The following is a 21,449-nucleotide window of genomic DNA, read 5'->3' as shown; positions in this document are numbered from 1 at the left end:
TGCCCTACATCCGATGGCTCTTATCACTTCTGTGCCCTTTATGTGCCCGCATATGGTCTTGTTCGCGCCTCTTTTGCACCATTATCCCTTTCGCTCAGAAATTAGGAATTGTGGAAGGAGGTTTTCTAAATGAGACAGTCCCAGAAAGCTGACCCTTCAGGATTAATTGGGGTCAATTGAGTAAGTTGATTTTTTGGGAGTTTTTTCTTGTGTACAGAACATATGTTTGGTATAATTTAAAAAGAGAACATTAGTTCGTAATTTTGGAGTTGGGAAGATTCACATTGGAGGGATCCGACATGGAGTTAGGTATGAATAAAGAGCTGCTTCAACCTATCAGCAGCCGTTTTCAAAGTGAGGCCGACTGTATCGAGGCGATCATCGCTATGAAGTGGCCAGACGGCTTCGTCTGCCCGCGCTGCGCTTATACCAAATGCACCCGTCTGTCCTCCCGACGACTTCCTTTGTTTGAGTGCAGAAGATGCGGCTATCAAGCCTCGCCTTTGGTGGGTACGATTTTTGAAAGAACCCATCTGCCTTTGGTGAAATGGTTTCAAGCTATGGAGCTGTTCCTGCTTCCCGACGGTATCTCAGCGCTGCGGTTGAGTCAGGTGATCCAAGTTACCTACAAGACCGCGTGGCTCATGCTGCACAAAATCCGCCATACCCTCGGTGAATGTGATGCCCGGGAGCTGCTCTCTGGAGAGGTGAAGGTGAACCGCGATCAGTATGGGACGGATCCCAACCGCTTTCATCCAGCTTCTCAACCTTATGCCACCGCAGTCGTCGCCGGCTGCACGGTCACGGAGTCTGGTGAGCCCGAGCGTGTGAAGATTCAACTGATACCGCATAAAAGAGGAGGCGAGCAATGGGCTACCCGGCACGATCTCGCTACGTTCATCAACAAGCATGTAGACGTCCATACCTCAACCAAGCGGTGGTTCCCTTTCGTTTATGGGATGTATCTGCCCTTACGGAAAGTCGTGAGAGAAGCACGGGACTCTATCAGACGCACGTATGTCGCCTTGGGAATAACACATTTGCAGGCGTATTTGAATGAGTACACCGTACGCCGTTACCTGCGCATGTCCTTTTCCGAGGAAGAAATGCGCCAGAACATGCTGCAGATGTGCCTGTCCATTCCAGCAATCTCGTACCGCCAGCTAATCGTAATCCGCCGGATCTCAACCATTGCAGATGCGGCTTAATCGAGATGCTTATCAACATATCTATATTTTTCGCAATAAACCACCCGATCCGCTTTTTTGCAACGTATTTTTAACTTTATCAACTTCAGAGCATTTCCTGTTCCCAGTTTCTCTTCCTCCATGACCTGACGCAACGGGATAATCGTTAAAAAGGGGCGGAGAAACTACGTTATCCTGCCACTGCCACCCCCGCACTGGGAAGGACGTGAGGGCCATGAGGGACGTGAGGGACGCCAGGGATGCAGGAGACGGGAAGGATGCGAGGAACGGAGGAGCGGAGGAGCGGTGTATTTGAGTTGCAGAAAAATCAGTGAAATCGGATTTGACACAACAGGCTAAAATGTCAAAAGAAGCAGACCGGTTAACGGCATGCTTCTTTCCAAATCGTTCTACGTCTTCTTTCTCATCTTCGGCTTCGGCTTAGTTTCTGTCTTGACCTACTCCCGCAGCTCCTAGCGGTGCTTGCGGCTGTTCTTCATCAGCGTCATTCGCCGGGAATGGCGAAGCCAGGAATAATAAGATTTCAAATCGCGCAATTCAATGGTTTCCGACATCCGTCCAAGAAAGGTAACGATGATCATGCGGTGCATCGGGCGTCCGGCAAGGTCGAACTCTCCGGGAATTTCCGCAAATTCAGCCACCATCACGAGATCGTCATCAATTAAATAGACGTCCTCTTCCTTGCGATAATATGGCGTTATGCGTCCCTGCTTTAAACATTCCCAAGCCCATCCGGCAATCTGTTCAACCCCGACATTATCCCGATCAATTCTGTCCTGGTATCGGAGCTTGGCATGGTTCGTTACTACGATATCGGCAACTCTCTTGTCCCCTAGTTGAATATAGAAGGATTCATAGGTTCTCCAGCGTTCCGTTGCCTTGTCTCTCATGCCGCACCTCTCATTGTATGGGTCTTTGTAAATAGATAAGTAAGTGATTTGCCAATAATTAGGTCTTTTTAACTAAGCTCTTTTGCCTATTATATTACATCATTCCCTAATTTTCTACAAGATTCAAGTGTTTTTTGTCAAAAATAAGGTCTCTAGAACTATAAATCCATAGGAGACAGTATAAACACAAAAAAGCCGCGCAACGAGTAGCTCGCTGCGCGGCTTTGGCATTCGAATCGCTTGGTCTAACCTTCGGTTAGAGTCCGTAGAAGCGGGTTTTGTCCGGGACGTCCTTACTGTATTCGGTTTTAATTTCCCCACGGTAAGACCGCTCAATTTTGCGAACATAGGATAACTTACGGATATTCCGCATCGTCTCTTCCGCCCGATCGGCATTCACATACATAACCACATAATGCATGCGGCGGGATAGATAATGCACGCTTCCGTATTTTTCTAAGTTCCTTGCCGCTTTCAAGTCGCTTACCCATATGATATATCCTGTACGCTCCGGAAACATGACTTTCCCCTCCCGTGGCTTAACTACCTGGAACTTCCGGAAACCAATCTTCCGGAATGATCGGCTGCTTATGCTCTTAGCCGCAGCTGCAACTTCCACCGGCGCCGCATCCGCCTTTCGGATTCGGATCATTGCTTGGCACCTTGATCGTATCGGAAACGGCATAAGCGATCATTTCCGACATTTGGTGGAGGATATCGTCGAGTTCGTTCTCAGCGGCTTTAAACTTCCGAACCGCCTCGAAGCGCTCTAATTCCCGCTCCACCTCGGCCACTTTATCCTTGGCCTCGTGATAATTCGGATGGAAATGTCCAAAGCGCTCGGTTTCCCGGAACAGTTCCTTCTGAGCTTCCAGCTTCTTGACCCATGCCTGAATCTCACTATCTTCTTCCACGCGCTTTTTCCAATACAAATATTCGGAAACGGCGGCGGATTGATTTATCATATCGCCCAATTCATAGGCGTTGATCAGCACTTCGGCCATGTCGACCGTATTCTTCGCGATTACGCTCATGAATTTCATCTCGCTTTTGTGGTTATTGTTCCACCCAACAGGTAGACGTCACTATCATACCACAATCCTTTAGCGAGCAGAAGAGGTTCATCCTTCCTAAGCTCTCATTTGCGTAAGCCTGTTGGGAGAATTAGGCGGATCGCCTGCCAATCTCGGGGTGACAGCAGCACTTCCTCTCCTGGAGTCTCTTTTCCCTGTGCCTCAGATGAGGGTAGCTTACGCACTCTGACTTGCCAATCCGTTTCACTTTCCACGACTGCCAGCGGCACGCAAACAACGCTCTCTCCTCCGATCTGCAGCATCAGCTTGGCAGACCAGGCCAAAGCCCGTTCGATCAGTTCACGGGCGGTCGAGGCGTGATAACGCCGCAATTCCTTCCACCACATGACGGGGATCTCCGACAAACCCGGGAACAGCTCGTCTACTTCTGGCGGACGGGTTTCCGGCTCATAAAAGTGCAGATCCGCTCCTTTATAAATCCAGCCTTGACCCTTCTGCCCGCTCGGCCCCTCATCATTTGACCAGGTGATTTCCATTTCCGTAAGCTTCGGAAGAATCGGTTCATTGGGGGCTGGAGTGCCCCGGTGAACCGGAGCCAATCGCTCACTTTCTAGAATCTTGATCACTTCCGCCTCGCTGTCCGTCGTTACGAGAAAATGAAGCGGACCAATCCGCTCCAGCTTGCCGGCCAGCGATGGCAAATCTGCAATGCGATCCGCGGCTTCCGTATCCGCACAGCTGAGCAGCTTCACTTCGGTGAGCGTGGTACGGCCGATTTCCCGCCCCCATTGGAGCAAGCCGTCGCGAACAGACGCTGGTACACCGGCAGAATGCTCCTCCAGCAGCTGCAGGATCTCCTGCGGCGTACGACCCAACTTGCATGCCTGCTCCAGGCCCGCACGCGTCAAACGGTAGACGCTCATTACGCCTGACGAGGCCAGTTCAGCGCAAGCCTCCAGCTCAAACCGGACCGTAAACGGTACGTCTGGCGGAACCAGCAGCTCGAAATCAGGCTGCACGATCAGCTTCCCTTTCGCCGATGGGGAAGCCGTCGGCGAAGAAGCGTCCCGTTCAATCAGCCAACGGAACATCCGGCCATCCTCCGGATGGCGGCCAAGCTCCATCCAGCCACAGCCGCACAAAGCTTCAAGCCATCCTTCGATCCAAGCGGCGCGCTCCGGTGACAGATCGCCGCTCTCCCCCCCCAGCAGCCCCTGGTCTTGGAGCGAACCCAGCAGTTCCTCCACCGAATACCACGCGCCGGGTTTTAAATCCGGTGCCGTTAGTCGCAAGGCGACATGCTGCAGTCCAACGTCAGCCGGAACATAGCGCTGCAGCTCGCGCATTAGAACGAAGTTCATCGCCGGCACATCCAAGGACAACCATGCCGCCATTCCCGGGACATCCGCCCGCCAAACCGCCCTCTCCTTGGCGATCAGCCCTAGCGCCAGCAGCAGATCCATCACAACCGCAAGTGCGGGAGAATATACGTCCGGATGCGGATAGTTGAGCTGCAGACCTGCGATGTCTTCCGCTTTCAGCGCAATTCGGTCTTCCAACTTGCTGTGTTCCTTCTGGTGAATCGTCCCTTTCGCCGTCATCCGCAGTCCATTGCCGGCAATCCAGGTCAAAGCGCGGAACAAATCCAACGCCAATCCAGGTTTGGCCTCCCGTTCAAGTTCCACGCGCACCGGGTTCTGCTCCCGCAGCTCCGCGTACCCCCATATCTTCCACATCTCTAGCTGGCGGTCTAGCGGGATGTAAAACAGCTTCTCTCCCCAAGCCTTGCGTACCGCAGCGATTTCTCCAGAGCGCAGGAGCACCGGCAATGCAGCGCGAATGTCGGCTCCGCTCAAGCTGCCAGCCGCGGCGGCGTTAGCTTGTTCCAGCCGAAACGGCTGTCCTGCATAACGCCGAAACAGGAGCCGGAGCGCCTCCATCTCCGCTTCGTTTAATGGCTCCCTAACTGGCCCATCTATCAAAGAATCTTCGTAAGCTGGCATTTCCGACCGCCTGCTCATGCTTCGATCCCCTCCTGCTCGCGCCGCACGGCATACTCATAACCCTGCTCCAGCAAAAACAATTGCCGCCGGAGGGCAAATTCCTGTTCGCGGGTGTTCTCCGACACGAGGGTATAAAAATAAGCCCTGCCGCCGTCTCGCTTCGGCCGCAGAATCCGTCCGAGACGCTGCGCCTCCTCTTGACGCGAACCAAAGCTGCCGGAGATTTGAATCGCCACCGACGCATCCGGCAAATCCACCGCAAAATTGGCTACTTTGGACACGGCCAGAACCGGAATTTCCCCTTCGCGGAACGCCTGAAACAATCTGCTCCGTTCCGCCTGCGGCGTACTCCCGGTAATGAGCGGAACGTGGAGTTCCGCAGCGATGCTTTGCAGCTGATCCAAATATTGCCCGATAATCAGTACCTGACGGTCCCGATGCCGGTCCAGCAATCGCCGCACGATCTCGTTCTTATACGGGTTCTCCGCGGCGATTCGAAACTTCTCCCGCCCTTCCGCCCGGGCGTATTGATTCTGTTGTGGCTCGGGCATCGCCACCCGGATCTCCTGGCAATCAACCTGCGCGATAAAACCGCTCTCTTCAAGCGTTCTCCATGGGACATCATACCGTTTGGGTCCGATCAAGGAGAAGACGTCCCGCTCGCAACCGTCCTCGCGAATCAGGGTGGCGGTCAGCCCAAGCCGACGGGTCGCCTGAATATCGGCGGTTGCCCGGAAAATCGGCGCCGGAAGAAGATGAACTTCATCGTAAATGATTAATCCCCAATCCCGTTCTTGGAACAGGGACATATGCTTGAAGCCCTCCTCTTTGCGGGCTCGATGGGTCAATATTTGATAGGTCGAAACCGTCACCGGTTTGACTTGTTTTTTCTCTCCTGAATATTCTCCAACCGCTTCCGGCGGCAAAGTCGTTTTCGAAATCATTTCGGAAATCCATTGACGTACCGAGGTCACATTGGAGGTTAAAATCAGCGTCTCGCACTGGAACCGTTCCATGGCGGCCAGTCCAACTACGGTCTTTCCCGCTCCGCAGGGAAGTACGACAACACCGCTTCCGCCTTCACCAGCCTTGCCGGCAAATGCAGCGATCGCTTCCTGTTGGTACGGTCTGAGCCGAAACGGCCTTCCTCCTTCCAGTTCCTCCCGGAGAGCAAACTTCAGGTTGCGGCCTTGGTGGTAGCCTGCTTCGTCCAGGACAGGATAACCCAGCCGGGCAAGTTCTCGTTTTAAGCTGCCGCGCCATGCGGCCGGCAGATGGAGATGGCGCTTGTCCACCAGGCTCCAAGTCCCCGCCGGTAAATCCAGTTGTCGGGATAACTGCTCCAGAAAACCCTCTTCTTCGGTTCCAACGTACTCCAGTTCCAATCGGTCCGATTCACCTGGAACCGGACGCAGCTTCAGCTGCCCGAACCTTCCCATCCAGTTGCGGATGTCTTCAGCCGCGCCGCTCGGCAGTCCATATCGGGCCATAGACTGAAGTTCTTCCAGCACTCGATCCGCATCGATCCCGCAGGAAGCGGCATGCCATAATGTGAGCGGAGTAATTCGATATGTATGATAATAAGCCGGGCTCTTCACCAACTCGGCATAATGGGACAACTGTTCCCGCGCCGTTTCGAAGCCGGGATGCTCCTTCTCCAGCAGCACCGTTAAATCTCGCTGAACGATACATGCTCCCGTTTCTATCATCGGTTATGCCCTCCTTTAGATCAGCCTCTTGCAACCAGCAAAAAGAGAAGTCCGCCGCCAAGGCTGCGAACCTCTCCCGCTTACTTTCTCTTCGTCATTAATGTACCTGCTCCGAGATTTCGGACAGAGCCTCCCCGGCATTGTCGGCAAAAATATTACGTACCGCCAAATCGCCAAGCGATACGATCCCGATCAAGCGATCCCCTTCGCATACCGGGAGCCGGCGGATTTGCTGCTCGGCCATCAGTTCTGCGGCCTCGTCCACCGACATGTCGCGGGAAGCGGTTTTGATCCCTTTGGTCATCACTTCGGAGACTGCCGTCGAGCCGGGACGCTTCTCGGCGATACCGCGGATCACCAAATCCCGGTCTGTGATGACGCCAATCAGCTTATCTCCGCCTTCAACTACCGGAATGAAACCCGTGTCGTGTTCTTTCATTTTAACCGCTACTTCGTAAACATTATCCTGCGGCGTCACAGTAACGACGTTTTGGGTCATAATCTCGCTAACTTTTCTCAACATAAATCCCTCCTCGTATAGTATCTTTTGAAAGCTCTTTTCTTTCAGCTTCCAGCCCCGTAGGGGCTGGAGAGATTCCTTGAAATTTTCCAGCAAATCGTTCTTTGAAAATTGAATGGGGACTGGACTTTCTGGAATGTCTCTGGACAATGGAACTTAGGGTCCATTCGGGGAAATTCGTATCCCTCCTGTAGCCACGTCTACATTAAAAGTCTGTTTCTCCGGTACACGTCTGAACTTCTTACCCGCTGGCTGTTCCCTTCGGCAACCCATGCCCGGCTATAGCAGTGCCGGGGCAGCTCATGGACTGAAGTGTGTTCTCATAGGCGAGGGTGATTGATCTGCGTGTGCGCCGGAGGCATCCCGGAGCGTCCATTCCCTGAATCCCTCAACAGAAAGGAGGAACTCCATTTGAAGTTATTTGTCGGTATTGACGTCAGCTCACAAGAACTGGAAGCGTGCTTTATGAATCCCGACGGAGACAAGCTGGAAACGCTCACCGTCAAGAATAATCTCGACGGCGCTTCTCATCTGAGAGATCGCATCGTCGCTGTAGCGGACAAGCATTCGTCTTCCGAGATTCACATTGGCCTTGAAGCGACTTCGGTCTACAGCTGGCATCCTGCCATGTTCATGCATGAGGATCCGGCGCTCAAAGCCCGTAAAGCCAAAGTGTTCACCATCAACCCGAAGCTGGTCAGCAAATTCAGAGAAGCCTACCCGGATATGGACAAGACCGACCGTCTTGATGCCTGGGTGATTGCGGATCGCTTGCGCTTTGGACGATTGACCACCACCATCGTCATGCAAGAGCAATATGTTGCGCTCCAGCGCCTCACGCGCATGCGATTCCACCTGATCCACAACCTGGCGCGTGAGAAGCAATATTTTTTGCAGAACCTGTTCTACAAGTGCAACGCCTTTACGACCGAAGTAGACAGCTCGGTATTCGGTCACGCGCTCATGGAGATGCTCTCCGAGAAGTACAGCCTTGACGACATTGCCACGATGGATGTCGCCGAATTGGCCGACTATTTAAGGGACAAGGGACGCAATCGCTTCCCTGATCCGGAGAACGTCGCACGCTGCATTCAGAAGGCTGCCAGAGCCTCTTATCGACTTTCCAAAGTGGTTGAGGACTCCATCGACCTGGTGCTTGGCACATCCATTCAAGTGATTCGAAGCATCCAGGCACAGCTCAAAGATTTGGACAAAGCCATAGAGCGCATTCTCGAAGGCCTGCCTGAATCCAAATGCTTGCGCTCCATCCCTGGGATTGACCGGGTGTATGCCGCCGGTATCCTCGCGGAGATTGGAGACATCGATCGCTTCAGTGATCAAGCGGCTGTGGCCAAGTATGCCGGCCTTTCCTGGCGTAAACATCAGTCTGGCCCTTTTGAAGCCGAAGATACCAAACGCATTAAATCCGGCAACCGATTCCTTCGCTATTACCTGGTTGAAGCTGCCAACTCGGTGAAAAACCGCGATGAGGAATTCGGTGAGTATTACCGGAAGAAGTACAAAGAAGTTCCTAAGCACCAACACAAACGCGCCCTCGTCTTAACGGCAAGAAAACTTGTGCGTCTGGTCGATGTGCTGCTACGCAACGGCCAACTCTATACGCCACGGAAGAAGGTAACGACTGCGAAGGATTGACGCCCCCTTTGCCAAAGTCCTTACTCATTCCCAGTAAAAATCTGGAATTATCCTTGATTTGGGCTGGGATTAGTTTGATATTGTCATTTTTCTAGACTCAAAGCACTTTTCACATAGAAAATTTCCAATTTACTCGAATCTAGGACTTGACATCATACCGCTGGACTTTGAACATAGCGTGCCAAAGTAGGAATCCGATTATGCGTGTTCGTCCTGATAGGATTCCGCCATCGCCGCCAGCAGCCCCGCCGCATGCAGCATGGCGTCTTCGTCGATATCAAATTTGGGATGATGGTGCGGATACATTGCGCCCTTGCCGGGATTTCCCGCGCCAACAAACATGAAACAGCCCGGAACCCATTGCAAATAGTAGGCAAAATCCTCCGCCGGCATGATCTTCGGCGACAGCTCGGCCCGCAGTCCGAACACCCCCGGAGCCACCTTCGTAAAACGATGGTATTCACCTTCATCGTTCACCAAGCTCGGGTAGCCCATCATATAGTTGATTTGCGCCTTCGCACCGTATGCTTCCGCCGTGCTTTGGGCCAACACATGAATCCGCTCGCGGATGAGCTCCCGCGTCTCCTCGCGGAAGCAGCGGACCGTGCCGGACAATCTGCAGCGGTCGGCGATGATGTTCTGCGCCGTGCCGCCCTGGATCGAGCCGATCGTCACAACGGCCGGGTCCAGCGGATCCACCGAGCGGCTCACCACGCTTTGCAGCTGCAGCACAAGCGACGAAGCGGCCACCACGCTGTCCACCGTTTTATGCGGCATGCCACCATGCCCCCCGCGTCCCTGCACATCGATGAAGAACTCGTCGGTCGAAGCCATCAACGGTCCCGGTGCGCTCGCCACCGTGCCGACCGGAATCGGCGTCCACAGGTGCACTCCGTAAATAACGTCCACGCCGTCCAGCGCACCTTCCTCGATCATCGACTTGGCCCCTCCCGGGCAAACCTCTTCCGCCGGCTGGAAGATCAGACGGATCTCCCCGCGAAGCTTCGCTTTGGTGCGGCTGTAGTACTCCGCCAGTGCCAGCAGCGTTGCCGTGTGGCCGTCGTGACCGCAGGCGTGCATCACGCCGGGGTGCTGAGAGGCGTACTCGCACGTTTTTTCGTCCTGGATTGGCAACGCGTCCATATCAGCCCGAAGCGCCACCGTTTTGCCGGGAAGCTCTCCCCGGATGCGGGCTACAAGGCCAAACCCGCCGACATTAGTTGTCGTTTCGATCCCCAGCTCCCGCAACTTATCGGCGACCAGCGTTGAAGTCTCCTTTTCCATGAAGGAAAGCTCCGGATAGCGGTGAAAATGACGCCGCCGCTCCACCATGGATGGAAACAAATCGCTTAACAGCTTCTCCTCCATCGTCCCACTCCTCTTTCCACGATCTCGTTTAGCTTATTGTAGCAGAAAACGGGTGACTCGTTCAGATTTACCTTAAGGAAAGCCGCCGATTTGCGAGGTTTTCCCATGCTTGCACAACCGATGGAAACATAATATCATGGGGATAAGTGTGATAACTTTGATGAAAAAAGTTCACATTTGAATCGATCCGTGAACTTTGGACCAATATTTTGAAGGGGGCACTCTTTACAATGATCGTAGAAAATACCGGATTGGACGGACTGCGAAGCGATTTGGCTTACTTAGACGAAGCTGCGGAGAAGGTAGGCTTCATCCGTTGGCAATGGGAATATTACCGCGCTACATACGATTATAAAATTGAATATAATAACAGCGACTATTACCTCCGCATCAATACACGGGTGGTAGAAGGCAAACTGGAACGTCCAGACACGGTACTGGCCATCGAAGCGGTCTATATGGGGCGGGCCACTTTTCCGCACGGCTTGGAGTATGAATCGGAGATTCCTGCGATGGTCATGAAGACCGCCAATCATAAGTTGACGGAATTAAAGGAACTTCTTGAGGCCTAATCGGTAACGCGATGAAAGAAGGCACAGAGAAACCAAGACGCGGAGCCCCCGATTTTCAGTTGCTCATCTTAACCTTGCTGATGGCCGGTTTCGGAATCGTTATGGTGTTCAGCTCCAGCTCCAGCATCACGCTGGTTGATGCCAAATTTGGTTATGACCCGATGTATTTTACGAAACGGCAGATTATATTCGCCTTAATCGGGTTAGTCGGCATGTTCGTGACGATGAATATCCCTTACGAGAAATATAAGAAGCTGTTTATCCCTGTGTTCATCCTGGCCATCATTATGCTGCTGCTTGTACCATTTATCGGCGGACGCATCAATGGCGCGACCAGCTGGTTCACGATTGGTACGCTCGGGATTCAACCGACGGAGCTTGCTAAAATCACGACGATCTTGTACCTGTCGGCCCTCATCTCCAAGAAAGGCGAGCGGTTCCGGGATCTAAGAACCGGGTATATCCCGGTCATGGTCATCGTTGGTTTTGTCGCCGGCTTGATCATGCTCCAGCCTGACCTTGGCTCTTGTCTGATTCTTGTGGCTACCGCCGGGCTGATTATTTTCGCCGGCGGCGCGAATTTGAAGCACATTCTCGGTTCCATTGGGTTGCTCATATTAGGTGCCAGCATCGTGCTAGGCGTCGAAGCGTTGTGGGACAAGATCAATCCGCCCGATCCCACCGTCGCTGCGAGCAGCGATTATCGGATGGGCCGGATCGAAGCCTTCCTCGACCCATGGCATGATACGCAAGGAACCGGCTACAACCTGATTCAATCGCTCACCGCGATTGGCCATGGCGGACTAACCGGTACTGGATTCGGACAAGGCATTCAGAAGCTGCATTATTTGCCGAATGCGTATAACGATTTTATTTTCTCCGTCATCGGCGAAGAATTCGGGTTTATCGGTACGTTGATCTTCCTGCTGTTTTATATTTATTTCATTTGGCGCGGGCTGCTCGTGTCGCTGCGCTGCCAAAGCACGTTTGGCACGTTAGTTGGGGTTGGGATTATGGGCTTGATCGCCATCCAGGCGTTCGTTAACATCGGCGGCGTCACCAACACGATTCCGGTGACCGGCGTCACCTTGCCCTTCATTAGCTACGGCGGCTCTTCGCTGCTCGTTATGATGGTCTCGATGGGCATTGTGCTTAGCATTTCGCGCGAATCTTCTCTGCCGATGAAGCAGGAGCGCACGAAATCGGTGATCATTCGCGAACCAACGCCGTTCGAACTGCGCAGAGAAGCCCGGCGCGGCTTATAATTTAAAGCTAATGAAGATAGGGGGAGGTGACTAACCTCCGTCCCTCTTACACCACCGTACGTACCGTTCGGTATACGGCGGTTCGTCTAAGTTGACCGCAAGTCGAAATAACGTTCCGAAAGACTGCGCAGACCTAAGGAGTCGAAATAATTCTTTCCTAAAGGTCTGTGCAAAATCGGACTGCATGCAATACGCCAGTACCCCTTTCGGGAATTTCCCCATTCATAGGCTTTATCTTTAGGCACTCCTAAAGATTGAAGCCTTTTTACTTTCGTTCTGGGATTCTTCCAGTGTTTCCAAATGCACATTCGCAGTCTTCGCCGCGTCCATTCGTCCAGCCTCTGGAATACGCTCGGTGTTTCGGCCAGTGCGAAGTGTCCGCACCATCCGATGAGATATTGGTTGAGTTCCTGAATCCGGCGTTCCATGGAAATGGATTTTCTTCTGGAAGTGATCTCCCGAATTTTCTTCTTCGCCTTCTGTAACGATTGGGGCGCGATACGGATTTTGGGGTCTTTGTTCACGGTGAAGCTGAACCCTAGGAACTTTCGTTTCCAGGGGCGATCGACTGCGCTTTTCCCATGGTTTACTTTAAGCTTTAGGGTCTGCTCAATGAACTTCGTGATTGAGGATTTCACCCTTTCACCTGCTTTGCGGGACTTCACGTAGATGTTGCTATCGTCTGCGTATCTCACAAAGCGCAGTCCTCGTTGCTCCAGCTCCTTATCCATCTCATCCAGTACGATGTTGGATAATAACGGGCTCAACGGGCCTCCTTGTGGGGTTCCCTCCTCTGTCTCCACTACGACTCCATTGATCATGACACCTGATTGCAAGTATTTCCGGATCAGTTTTAGCAGTGCTTTATCCGAGATTCGCTGTGCAATCTTTGCCATTAGTCGATCATGGTTCACGCGATCAAAGAATTTCTCCAAGTCTAAATCGACGACCCATCGATACCCTTCTCTCACATATTCTTTTGCTTGTCGAACAGCATCATGGGTGCTCCGCTTAGGGCGGAATCCATAACTATGCTCGGAGAACGTCGGCTCGAAGATCGGGCTTAGTACCTGCGCGATCGCTTGCTGGATGAAACGGTCTGTCACCGTAGGTATACCTAGCAACCTCACTCCGCCATTAGGTTTCGGGATTTCGACCCTTCGGACCGGTTGGGGTTCATAGGTGCCTTCCTCTAATGAACGCCGGATTTCTTGCCAATGAAGCTGCAGGTGCCTTCTCAGGTCTTTGACGGGCATTCCATCGACTCCATGGCTCCCTTTGTTCTTTTCCACACGCTTTAGTGCGATTCTAAGGTTGTCCGGTGACAGGACCCGTTCCATCATGGTTGATCTCTCCTTGCGTGAATGAAAGCTCCATCTTGTGCCGGGATTACACTCTGCCCTTCCGAAGTCCCCCGTGCATTCATCACTTCCTCCTTCGGATAAGTCCTTGCGGATTGTCTGCTTTCATTGCATAATCCCGAACGCCTTGGTTTCCATTCTCCTTGACGTTCTGTCCTTCCACAGCCCTCGCGACAAGCTGTGTACTATGACATCGGCTGACTTCTGCACGCTCAGCCTGCTCTCACGAACAGGGTTACGAAGTTTACTTCGCGTTTCGCGCAGACCTCCCCGGGTAAGAGCGTTATCTTCCTCTCCATCTACCCGCCTCATTTACTCTCATTCGCCTTCGGCAGTAAGGACTTTGACTTGTCATGCAGCCTCATCCAACGAATGCCAGCCTCATATGAGGTTCGTGTTCCTCGGGCCGGAGATTTGCCGCCGGCTTCCTTCAGATTCTACCTCGCGATAGAGACCCTTGCCTTAAGCTAATGGCTACTACTGCCTTCGCCATTCAGGACTTGAACCCTATAGATAACGCCCATGCCGGGCGCACATAAAAGAAGACTACGGAGGGATTCTCCGTAGTCTTCTTTATGCTTAAGCATATGCCAGCAATCCGGTCATTCGAGGCCGAAAGCGAAACTCAGGTATGCTGCAGAAGGTCAAGGATGGGGCGATCAGATTTCATCGTCCTTAAACGCCACGCCCTCGACTTTTACATTCACTTCTACAATTTTTAGTCCTGTCATGCTCTCTACCGCTTCTCGAACATTTTGCTGAAGCATCCGGCAAACTTCGTGGATGGGGGTCTCATATAACACGATAATTCGCAGGTCGATTGCCGCCTCCAATTGACCTACTTCGACCGTGACGCCCTTTTGCACATTTTTGCCGCTTAACCGTTTAGCCCAACCTTCGGAAAGCCCCCCGGACATCGCGGCAATCCCCGGTGTCTCTAGAGCAGCCATTCCGGCGATTTTGGCGACAACATCATCTGAAATCCGAATTTGCCCGCTATCCAACTGCAGTTGTTCGGTCATGGTCATTCCTCCTTCAACCTCATTAATTTCATTGTAAATCGGAAGTCGTATTAAAGCAAATGTAGACCTTTCGATTAATTTTGAGTAAAATTGTTACATTCAGTTTATTGCCAAAAAATGACTAACTCGAGGTGTTCCATGAAAAAGTTTATTTCACCCGCATTGTTGCTGATTTTCTTTGCACTTAGCGCCATGGGGCATTACGCGCATTGGTCAGCAACGTTAGAATTTGTCATCTCCGCGATCGCCGTCATTCTTGTCGCGGGCTTTCTCGGCCGGGCAACGGAGAGCGTGGCGCATTACGCGGGTCAACGCCTGGGCGGCTTCCTAAATGCCACCTTCGGTAATGCGGCCGAATTGATTATCGCCATCATGCTGGTCCGCGAAGGGCTGTTCGACATGGTGAAGGCCAGTATTACCGGGTCCATCATCGGCAACCTGCTGCTCGTGCTGGGGCTCAGCTTGTTTGCGGGAGGCTTAAAGCACAAGGTGCAAAAATATAACGTCACGTTAGCCGGCATGAACGGCTCGCTGATGATCGTAGCGATCATCGCATTGTTCGTCCCGGCGATCTTCCTGCAAACCCACGTGCTGCACGAGGACGATCGTTTCGCGCTCAGTTTGGTTGTTGCCGGCGTTCTGATTGTCGCCTATATCCTCTGGCTGATCTTCTCCATGATCACGCACAAGAACCATCTGGCAGATATTAGCGAGAAGGACGCGGAAGAGCTTCCGCATGAACATGCCCCGGCCTGGTCCAAGGGGAAGTCGATTTTATATCTGGTGATCGCTACCGTTATGGTTGCGTTCGTCAGCGAATGGTTGGTACATACGCTTGACACGCTGACCGCCGATTTCGGTCTGAGCGAGTTGTTCGTCGGTGCCTTTGTCGTTGCGATCGTTGGTAATGCCGCCGAACACAGCGCTGCCATCATGCTGGCGATGAAGAACAAAATCGGGGCAGCCGTAGAAATCGCCGTCGGCTCTAGCTTGCAGATCGCTTTGTTCGTGGCTCCTGTGCTCATCTTCGTCAGCCATCTGTTTGGCAAGCCGATGGATATCGTATTTACCGTCATCGAGTTGGCCGCGATTGGCGTCTCGGTATTTATCGCCAAATCCATCACGCAGGACGGCCAAACCAACTGGTTTGAAGGGGTACTGCTGCTGGCGGTCTATATGATTCTCGGCGTTTCGTTTTATCTCGTATAACCCTCAACAACAAAACAAGCGTATGTCTTCGGCAACTTCCGAAGCATACGCTTGTATTATTTAGCAGCAACAGCAAATGCCTTACTGTTGTCTATTGTTCATGGCTTCATACAGCGAGGCCAAATTACGTTCCAATCTGCTGAGGATTTGTTTACCTACCGTTTCTTGAATAAGTCCGACGCGAATTGCGTAATCTACTTGTCTGGAGAATCCATACATCTGGGTATCCAGCACTTCCTCATAGAGAGGGCAATAACGTGTGGCCAAGTTCTCCATCTGTACTTCGATCAGCTTCTCAATTTTATCTGCATCTTCTTTCAGAAGATTAAGTGCCTTCAGGTTTAGTTGCTCCTGCAACTCAGATGAAGTCATGCTTCTTCCCCCCTATGTCCAAAATCGCCTACCATTCATCTCTAATCTTAATATTAGACGAAATCGAAAGCCAATACAAGAACCTGCTTAAATTAACCTATCTATGAAAAACCGCTGAGTACCGCTGTTCGCAGGCATTAAAAAACACCCCCGACCTAAGTCGGGAGTGTTTCTCATTGACATTAATCGGCAACAACTTTGACGTCCAACCCGTGTTTCGCAAACACTTCGGTTACGGCTTTCTTCGCTTCTTCCGCATCCGGTCCGTGAACGTGAAGCTCATAGCTCTTCGTATTTACGAGCGTGGTGAAGAGGCCGAGGATACTTTTTACATCGATGTACTTATTGTCCGCTTGAAGCACAATGGAAGAAGTGAACTTGCCTGCTGTTTGGGCAATTTCGACTACCGCTTCATTGTTCGTGGCCATAGGATCCCTCCGTCTTTAACATTGGAAATAACATACTTCAATCATACATTGAATCCGCTTTCCTAGCAAGGAGGATTTCTGATTACTTCAGGTTTTCCGGGTTCAATCCCTCAAGCTCAGGCAGCACAAAAATGCCATCCTTACGGATCAGTACATCGTCAAAATAAATTTCTCCGCCGCCGTAATCCGGACGCTGGATCAGCACAAGATCCCAGTGAATCGAGGAACGGTTGCCGTTATCGGCTTCCTCATAAGCTTGACCTGGGGTAAAGTGAAGGCTGCCCGCAATTTTCTCGTCGAACAAGATGTCCTTCATCGGATGCAAAATATACGGGTTGAATCCGATCGCAAACTCCCCGATATATCTAGCCCCTTCGTCCGAATCCAGGATTTCGTTCATCCGTTTCGTGTCGTTGCTCGTAGCTTCAACGATCTTACCGTTCTCGAAGCGGAATTTGATATTCTCGAACGTAACTCCGTTGTACAGCGTAGCCGTATTGTAGCTGATCGTGCCGTTTACGGAATCGCGGACCGGAGCCGTATAGACTTCGCCATCCGGGATATTCCTTTGACCGGAGCACTTGACCGCCGGAATGTCTTTGATCGAGAAGGTCAGGTCGGTGCCCGGAGCAACGATCCGGACTTTGTCCGTTCTGTTCATCAGATCAGCCAAGGCATCTTGCGCCCGATCCATTTTGGCATAATCCAGGTTACATACGTCAAAATAGAAATCCTCGAACGCTTCCGTGCTCGTATTGGCCAATTGGGCCATGCTGGCGTTCGGATAACGGAGCACAACCCATTTCGTACGTTTCACCCGTTGTTCGCTATGTACAGGGTGGGAATAAAGCGAATTGTACAGCTTCATCTTATCTTCGGGTACGTCGGACAGATCGTTGACGTTAGAACCCGCACGAATGCCGATGTAACAGTCCATCATTTGCATCCGTTTTAAATCGTATTCCGCCCAGGTTTTGATGCCGTCTTCCGTGGCGTATTTCAATTGCGCACGTTGTACAGCCCGGTCAGTAATCTCAACGAAGGCGTTCCCGCCCTTCTTCCCAACCTCTTCCACGACCGCTTTCAGCAAATCACGTTCATCGCCAATCATTTCGACCAGGACGTTCTCTCCCGGTTGTACATTTACGGAATAACCAACCAGGTTTTCCGCCAGCTTCTGAATTCTAGGATCTCGCATCTGGCTTCACACTCTCCTCAATATTCGTTGTGGGATTTGGTATTACAACCCGTGCCGGCCGTCCAAACACCCCATTGGTTTAACCATTGGTTAATTCTTCTGCTATTGTAGCACGATAGGGTCGGAAAGTCAGCCTAACCTAGGATGTCACTCACGCCTACTGATAACCCTCAAACCGGTTATCGGTTCGCAGCACCTCCCGCTGCGGCACGCCTTTGGGTGACAAATAATTCAACGTCGTCTCCGAGGTCAGCCTGGAAGGTAATCCCGATTTGCGGTCAATCGTCAAATGGTAGACGACGGTCGCTTTCATTTGCTTCAGCATGACCGCTAACTGCTTGCTGCCCGTCGTCCAGATCTGCGACAACTCGTTTCGCAGCTGCTCCTTCTGTGAAGCCGGCACCTGTTCTAATTGCGACAGCCCGGCCTCACGCGTGAGCTCCATTTCCGACAGCAAGCGATCCTTTAACCGCATGGTAGCTTCGGCTGGATCCATCTCGATCCGAAGCACCTTCGTCCCCCGTGCAGCACCGCTTTCGGAAGTGATCGTTTTCTTAGCGGCCATTCGAATCTCCTCTAGTTGTTCCAGCGGGTTCAGACGGACCACCCCTTGCAGCAGCGCATTGTGGTCATCGGATTGCACCAGCCAGTTCCCGTGCTCTAACCGGAGCTTGGCTTCCCAGCCATTCGGCTCTGCTAATCCCGCCGTTTGCAGATGGCCTGCAGGGTTTCCCGCCCGCTGACCCACCGGTTCAGCTCGGATACTTAATTCCCTATGCTCTTGAAGACGTCCCGTATAACTGAAACTCTCCTCCAGCCCTTGCCCATTTCCGCGCTGCAGGGCAGCTAAGCCGCGAAAGGTTAACGTGTCACATCCCGCCAGCCCGGACCAGGTGAAGTCAAACCACTGCTCCGGCGTCCTCGCTTCGTTGATCCCGCACGACGCCAAGATTAGCGTGACTAGCAGGCCATAGATGATCTTCCCTAACCGATATTTATACGTTGGCCTTCTCCGTGATATCCCCTTCATATGCAAGCCCCCGCCTGAAAAAATAAACCCGGTTCCCCACCGGATCATTCCTTTTGCTAGTTCTAGCAGTATCCTGCCACAGGGACGGTCACTCTATTCGCAGGTTCGACCGGCAACCCAAAAAAGAACGCTCCCGCCGTCCATATGTCCGGTCGAGAGCGTTCTATACCAATAAAGCAACCATTTACGAGGAGGGGGCGTCCTCTCTGGATCCGACTTGCGTCTGGTTCCGCCCGTTGTTCTTGGCTTTATACAGCGCCATATCCGCCTCATAGAAAAGCGACTCCACGCTAAGCTTCTCATCGCCCTTTACCCACTCAGCGATACCGCATGAGACGGTCACCGGCGGATCGGTATCCATCGCGACGCGCAGCCGAATCGTTTCTGCGATTTGGTAGCTGTTCTCAGCGCTTGCACCGGGCAGGTACACCGCCAGTTCTTCGCCTCCCCAGCGGGCGGCGATATCTGTCTTGCGGATTGAGCTCTTGACGATTGCGCACACCTGCTTCAGGATTTTATCCCCGGTTTGGTGCCCGTACGTGTCGTTGACCTGCTTAAACTGATCAATATCCACGATGATTAAGGAACCGTTCGTGTCTTTCTTCTGGAATTCCTGGATCGCATCATCGACGTAATGGCGGGCGTAAAGTCCAGTCAGCATATCGCGATTGGCCATCCGGCGTACCTCCGCATGCAGCGACGCGTTGGCGATTGCAAGACCGATGTGTGAGGATAAGACCTGAAGCAGCTTGTAATTATCATAAGAAAAAAAGCGGGTCTTGCGGTGCGCCAGCATGATCACCCCGTTCACTTCTCCCCGGACGAACAAAGGTGCGGTGATCAGCGAGCGGGAGTTCGTCTCCTCCATAAATCTCGAGGATACCTTCCCATAGGCTTGAAAGTCCGACAGAATGATCGGCTCCTGCGTGGAATATACCAGTCCGCTGAATCCATAGTTTTTCGGAAAATGCTCCTTCGACAGCCCCGGAACATTGCTGGACACAATCTCGAACGTTTCTGTCTCATTGTTTAATTGGGAAATACAGCAATACTCCGCCTGAAAAATCGATAGCAACTCTTCGGTTGCAAATTGGAAAACTTCCTTGAGCCGCAGACTTTGATTCAGCCGTTTCGTTAATTCATTGATCAGCCTCAGCTCGTTGATCAGCAAATTCGATTGTTCATACAGCTTCGCGTTCTCAAATGCCGTGCCGGCCGTATCGGCCAGCATGCCGATCAGCTGCAAATCCACATCATCGATCTCCTCACGCTGGATGCGCAAGTGGAAAACCCCGTACACCCCTTGTTTGCCACTGAGAGGTACGGCGATTTCCAAATTTCTTTCGCCTTCTCCCTTCGGATCCACGGTTTCCCTGACCTGCATTCTGCCCTCCATGAAAGCCCTCACGAGCAGCTCATCGCCTTGTCCAAGCAATTGAAACGATTTAACCCGCGGATCGAGACTTACATGATCCTGAGACATAAGCAACTCCAGACGGGCATTCGGATACATGCCGGACACCCGCTCGAACACCTCGGTCAGGACCGAATCCACGTCGATCTTATCATGAAGCTTCTGCACCATTTGAAAAAGCTTAGAGCGGCGCTGCTCCTCCCGCTTGGCTTGCTGCTGGATGCGGACCAAATCCGTAATGAACATTCCCTCAAAGCAACGATAAAAACAGGTTTGAAACAGCCGGGCCGCCATCTTGGCTAACAAGATCGCCTCTGAAGTGCAGCTCTCACGCATGAGACAGCCAAACACCGCAAACAACTCGCCATGAATGCGTGTATACACCGGTACAGCCGCATAAACTCCGTCGGCCTTCTGGGCTGCGATGGCTTTGCGCTCATACAAGCTCTGCTTGATGACCTCTTCCATTCCGCTAGGCCAGGAACGTTCCAGCGGTTGCCGCGGGTTCAACGAATCGGCAAGCAGCTTCTCGCCGCGGCTGCCGGCAAGGAAGAAATCAGCCTCGCCGAGTTCCGGCATATCGCTGATCTGTTTGCGCCATTCCGCAAATCCCTGTTGTAATATGGAATCGATGTAGGGAAAATCGTGGGCGTTAATATCTAGCTGCCGCAGCCAATCGGTATAATCGTTGACATCATCAAGCCGCGGCAGGCCGGAAGCGTTATTCAGGTTCAGCATCGGCTGACCCAAGGATTGATCGGCCATAAAAAAGCTCCTTTATATGCTGCGTTGGAATTGTAACCCTTCTGCGATAAATATTAAACGGACAAGCTCTTGTCCTGAAGTTCAAGCTTGTCCATCTCCGCCATATCCGATCTTGTCTGATATCTCTATTTTACTATCTTCCTTAGGGTTTTGCATTATAAATCCTAAGGTTTAAGGTATTTTTTTGGGACTAAAGCCCTATCGACAAAAATCCACCCATCTCTACAAAATCACTTATTGACTTTATAACCTCAATTCATATAATATATATTGTTGATGAAGACTGGATAGAGTCTTACTTAGGGCGTAACGCATGCGAGCACCCTCTCGGTTTTTGTTGCTGACGGGACAGCGGCTGAACTTTCCTGTCAGGGAGCGTATCATTATCTATCCTTCGCTCAACCAAACAAAACCCGCGCAAGTAG

The 21,449-nt window shown here is 52.1% G+C and carries 19 protein-coding genes; 5 read left to right on the top strand and 14 right to left on the bottom strand.

What is annotated here, in order from left to right; translation table 11 throughout:
- Positions 1-299 precede the first annotated feature (299 nt).
- Positions 300-1,208, top strand: coding sequence for a transposase (locus ACL02P_RS03640; RefSeq protein WP_412836841.1), 909 nt, complete (start codon positions 300-302; stop codon positions 1,206-1,208).
- Positions 1,209-1,660: 452 nt separating this feature from the next.
- On the opposite strand, the gene ACL02P_RS03635 is transcribed toward ACL02P_RS03640, so the two are convergent.
- The 6 genes from ACL02P_RS03635 to ACL02P_RS03610 all read right to left on the bottom strand — a co-directional run bounded on the left by ACL02P_RS03635 (position 1,661) and on the right by ACL02P_RS03610 (position 7,364).
- Positions 1,661-2,098 (bottom strand): hypothetical protein, encoded by a 438-nt coding sequence (locus ACL02P_RS03635; RefSeq protein ID WP_009225237.1) that lies wholly within the window; start codon positions 2,096-2,098, stop codon positions 1,661-1,663.
- Between the two features lie 256 nt (positions 2,099-2,354).
- Positions 2,355-2,618: a YlbG family protein gene (locus ACL02P_RS03630; RefSeq protein ID WP_009225236.1), complete on the bottom strand. Its 264-nt coding sequence runs from the start codon at positions 2,616-2,618 to the stop codon at positions 2,355-2,357.
- Positions 2,619-2,694: 76 nt separating this feature from the next.
- Positions 2,695-3,132: a YlbF family regulator gene (locus tag ACL02P_RS03625; RefSeq protein ID WP_036645300.1), complete on the bottom strand. Its 438-nt coding sequence runs from the start codon at positions 3,130-3,132 to the stop codon at positions 2,695-2,697.
- A 104-nt stretch (positions 3,133-3,236) separates the two neighbouring features.
- On the bottom strand, positions 3,237-5,153 hold the full coding sequence (locus ACL02P_RS03620; protein ID WP_339299374.1) for a helicase-associated domain-containing protein: 1,917 nt from the start codon (positions 5,151-5,153) through the stop codon (positions 3,237-3,239).
- Positions 5,150-6,844: a DNA repair helicase XPB gene (locus tag ACL02P_RS03615; protein WP_412836840.1), complete on the bottom strand. Its 1,695-nt coding sequence runs from the start codon at positions 6,842-6,844 to the stop codon at positions 5,150-5,152. Before ACL02P_RS03615 ends, ACL02P_RS03620 begins: the two co-directional genes overlap by 4 nt.
- A 97-nt stretch (positions 6,845-6,941) precedes the next feature.
- Entirely contained in the window at positions 6,942-7,364 is a 423-nt protein-coding gene (locus ACL02P_RS03610) for a CBS domain-containing protein (RefSeq protein ID WP_036645298.1), read from the bottom strand.
- A gap of 411 nt (positions 7,365-7,775) precedes the next feature.
- Here ACL02P_RS03610 and ACL02P_RS03605 point away from each other — a divergent pair, with 411 nt between their 5' ends.
- The gene (locus ACL02P_RS03605; protein WP_090728280.1) at positions 7,776-9,020 is read left to right on the top strand and encodes an IS110 family transposase; all 1,245 of its coding nucleotides are present in this window, start codon (positions 7,776-7,778) and stop codon (positions 9,018-9,020) included.
- Positions 9,021-9,218: 198 nt separating this feature from the next.
- On the opposite strand, the gene ACL02P_RS03600 is transcribed toward ACL02P_RS03605, so the two are convergent.
- Positions 9,219-10,388 (bottom strand): M20 family metallopeptidase, encoded by a 1,170-nt coding sequence (locus tag ACL02P_RS03600; RefSeq protein WP_260071660.1) that lies wholly within the window; start codon positions 10,386-10,388, stop codon positions 9,219-9,221.
- A 230-nt stretch (positions 10,389-10,618) separates the two neighbouring features.
- Between ACL02P_RS03600 and ACL02P_RS03595 the strand changes: the two genes are divergently transcribed.
- Entirely contained in the window at positions 10,619-10,960 is a 342-nt protein-coding gene (locus ACL02P_RS03595; RefSeq protein ID WP_412836839.1) for a YugN family protein, read from the top strand.
- Positions 10,961-10,971: 11 nt separating this feature from the next.
- Positions 10,972-12,225, top strand: coding sequence for a putative lipid II flippase FtsW (ftsW, locus tag ACL02P_RS03590; protein ID WP_412836838.1), 1,254 nt, complete (start codon positions 10,972-10,974; stop codon positions 12,223-12,225).
- 86 nt (positions 12,226-12,311) lie between these two features.
- On the opposite strand, the gene ltrA is transcribed toward ftsW, so the two are convergent.
- Both ltrA and ACL02P_RS03580 read right to left on the bottom strand, forming a co-directional pair.
- Entirely contained in the window at positions 12,312-13,568 is a 1,257-nt protein-coding gene (gene ltrA / locus ACL02P_RS03585; protein ID WP_412836837.1) for a group II intron reverse transcriptase/maturase, read from the bottom strand.
- 677 nt (positions 13,569-14,245) lie between these two features.
- A complete protein-coding gene (locus tag ACL02P_RS03580) occupies positions 14,246-14,608 on the bottom strand; it encodes an Asp23/Gls24 family envelope stress response protein (RefSeq protein ID WP_036645252.1) in 363 nt (120 codons plus the stop codon).
- A 138-nt stretch (positions 14,609-14,746) separates the two neighbouring features.
- Here ACL02P_RS03580 and cax point away from each other — a divergent pair, with 138 nt between their 5' ends.
- A complete protein-coding gene (gene cax / locus ACL02P_RS03575) occupies positions 14,747-15,817 on the top strand; it encodes a calcium/proton exchanger (protein ID WP_009225227.1) in 1,071 nt (356 codons plus the stop codon).
- Positions 15,818-15,898: 81 nt separating this feature from the next.
- Here the strand turns inward: cax and ACL02P_RS03570 are convergent, their stop codons facing one another.
- From ACL02P_RS03570 to ACL02P_RS03550, 5 genes are all read right to left on the bottom strand, one after another.
- Positions 15,899-16,189 carry a YlaN family protein gene (locus ACL02P_RS03570; RefSeq protein WP_009225226.1) on the bottom strand — a complete coding sequence of 97 codons (291 nt, stop codon included), beginning with the start codon at positions 16,187-16,189 and terminating at the stop codon, positions 15,899-15,901.
- Positions 16,190-16,371: 182 nt separating this feature from the next.
- Positions 16,372-16,617, bottom strand: coding sequence for an HPr family phosphocarrier protein (locus tag ACL02P_RS03565; protein WP_009225225.1), 246 nt, complete (start codon positions 16,615-16,617; stop codon positions 16,372-16,374).
- An 82-nt stretch (positions 16,618-16,699) separates the two neighbouring features.
- On the bottom strand, positions 16,700-17,815 hold the full coding sequence (locus ACL02P_RS03560) for an aminopeptidase (protein WP_009225224.1): 1,116 nt from the start codon (positions 17,813-17,815) through the stop codon (positions 16,700-16,702).
- A 157-nt stretch (positions 17,816-17,972) separates the two neighbouring features.
- A complete protein-coding gene (locus ACL02P_RS03555; protein ID WP_412836836.1) occupies positions 17,973-18,845 on the bottom strand; it encodes a hypothetical protein in 873 nt (290 codons plus the stop codon).
- Between the two features lie 184 nt (positions 18,846-19,029).
- Positions 19,030-21,024, bottom strand: a complete 1,995-nt coding sequence (locus ACL02P_RS03550) for a sensor domain-containing diguanylate cyclase (RefSeq protein WP_412836835.1) — start codon at positions 21,022-21,024, stop codon at positions 19,030-19,032.
- Positions 21,025-21,449: the final 425 nt, after the last annotated feature.

Origin of the sequence: Paenibacillus sp. MB22_1 (assembly GCF_047200555.1) — a bacterium.
Taxonomy (GTDB): Bacteria; Bacillota; Bacilli; order Paenibacillales; family Paenibacillaceae; genus Fontibacillus; species Fontibacillus phoenicis.
The sequence above is the reverse complement of the archived record's forward strand: the minus strand, read 5'-3'. Positions and strand labels throughout refer to the sequence as shown.

Coding starts and splice junctions, on each gene's coding strand:
- ACL02P_RS03640 (WP_412836841.1), top strand. CDS start 300: ATGGAGTTAGGTATGAATAAAGAGCTGCTTCAACCTATCAGCAGCCGT.
- ACL02P_RS03635 (WP_009225237.1), bottom strand. CDS start 2,098: ATGAGAGACAAGGCAACGGAACGCTGGAGAACCTATGAATCCTTCTAT.
- ACL02P_RS03630 (WP_009225236.1), bottom strand. CDS start 2,618: ATGTTTCCGGAGCGTACAGGATATATCATATGGGTAAGCGACTTGAAA.
- ACL02P_RS03625 (WP_036645300.1), bottom strand. CDS start 3,132: ATGAGCGTAATCGCGAAGAATACGGTCGACATGGCCGAAGTGCTGATC.
- ACL02P_RS03620 (WP_339299374.1), bottom strand. CDS start 5,153: ATGAGCAGGCGGTCGGAAATGCCAGCTTACGAAGATTCTTTGATAGAT.
- ACL02P_RS03615 (WP_412836840.1), bottom strand. CDS start 6,844: ATGATAGAAACGGGAGCATGTATCGTTCAGCGAGATTTAACGGTGCTG.
- ACL02P_RS03600 (WP_260071660.1), bottom strand. CDS start 10,388: ATGGAGGAGAAGCTGTTAAGCGATTTGTTTCCATCCATGGTGGAGCGG.
- ACL02P_RS03595 (WP_412836839.1), top strand. CDS start 10,619: ATGATCGTAGAAAATACCGGATTGGACGGACTGCGAAGCGATTTGGCT.
- ftsW (WP_412836838.1), top strand. CDS start 10,972: ATGAAAGAAGGCACAGAGAAACCAAGACGCGGAGCCCCCGATTTTCAG.
- ltrA (WP_412836837.1), bottom strand. CDS start 13,568: ATGATGGAACGGGTCCTGTCACCGGACAACCTTAGAATCGCACTAAAG.
- ACL02P_RS03580 (WP_036645252.1), bottom strand. CDS start 14,608: ATGACCGAACAACTGCAGTTGGATAGCGGGCAAATTCGGATTTCAGAT.
- cax (WP_009225227.1), top strand. CDS start 14,747: ATGAAAAAGTTTATTTCACCCGCATTGTTGCTGATTTTCTTTGCACTT.
- ACL02P_RS03570 (WP_009225226.1), bottom strand. CDS start 16,189: ATGACTTCATCTGAGTTGCAGGAGCAACTAAACCTGAAGGCACTTAAT.
- ACL02P_RS03565 (WP_009225225.1), bottom strand. CDS start 16,617: ATGGCCACGAACAATGAAGCGGTAGTCGAAATTGCCCAAACAGCAGGC.
- ACL02P_RS03560 (WP_009225224.1), bottom strand. CDS start 17,815: ATGCGAGATCCTAGAATTCAGAAGCTGGCGGAAAACCTGGTTGGTTAT.
- ACL02P_RS03555 (WP_412836836.1), bottom strand. CDS start 18,845: ATGAAGGGGATATCACGGAGAAGGCCAACGTATAAATATCGGTTAGGG.
- ACL02P_RS03550 (WP_412836835.1), bottom strand. CDS start 21,024: ATGGCCGATCAATCCTTGGGTCAGCCGATGCTGAACCTGAATAACGCT.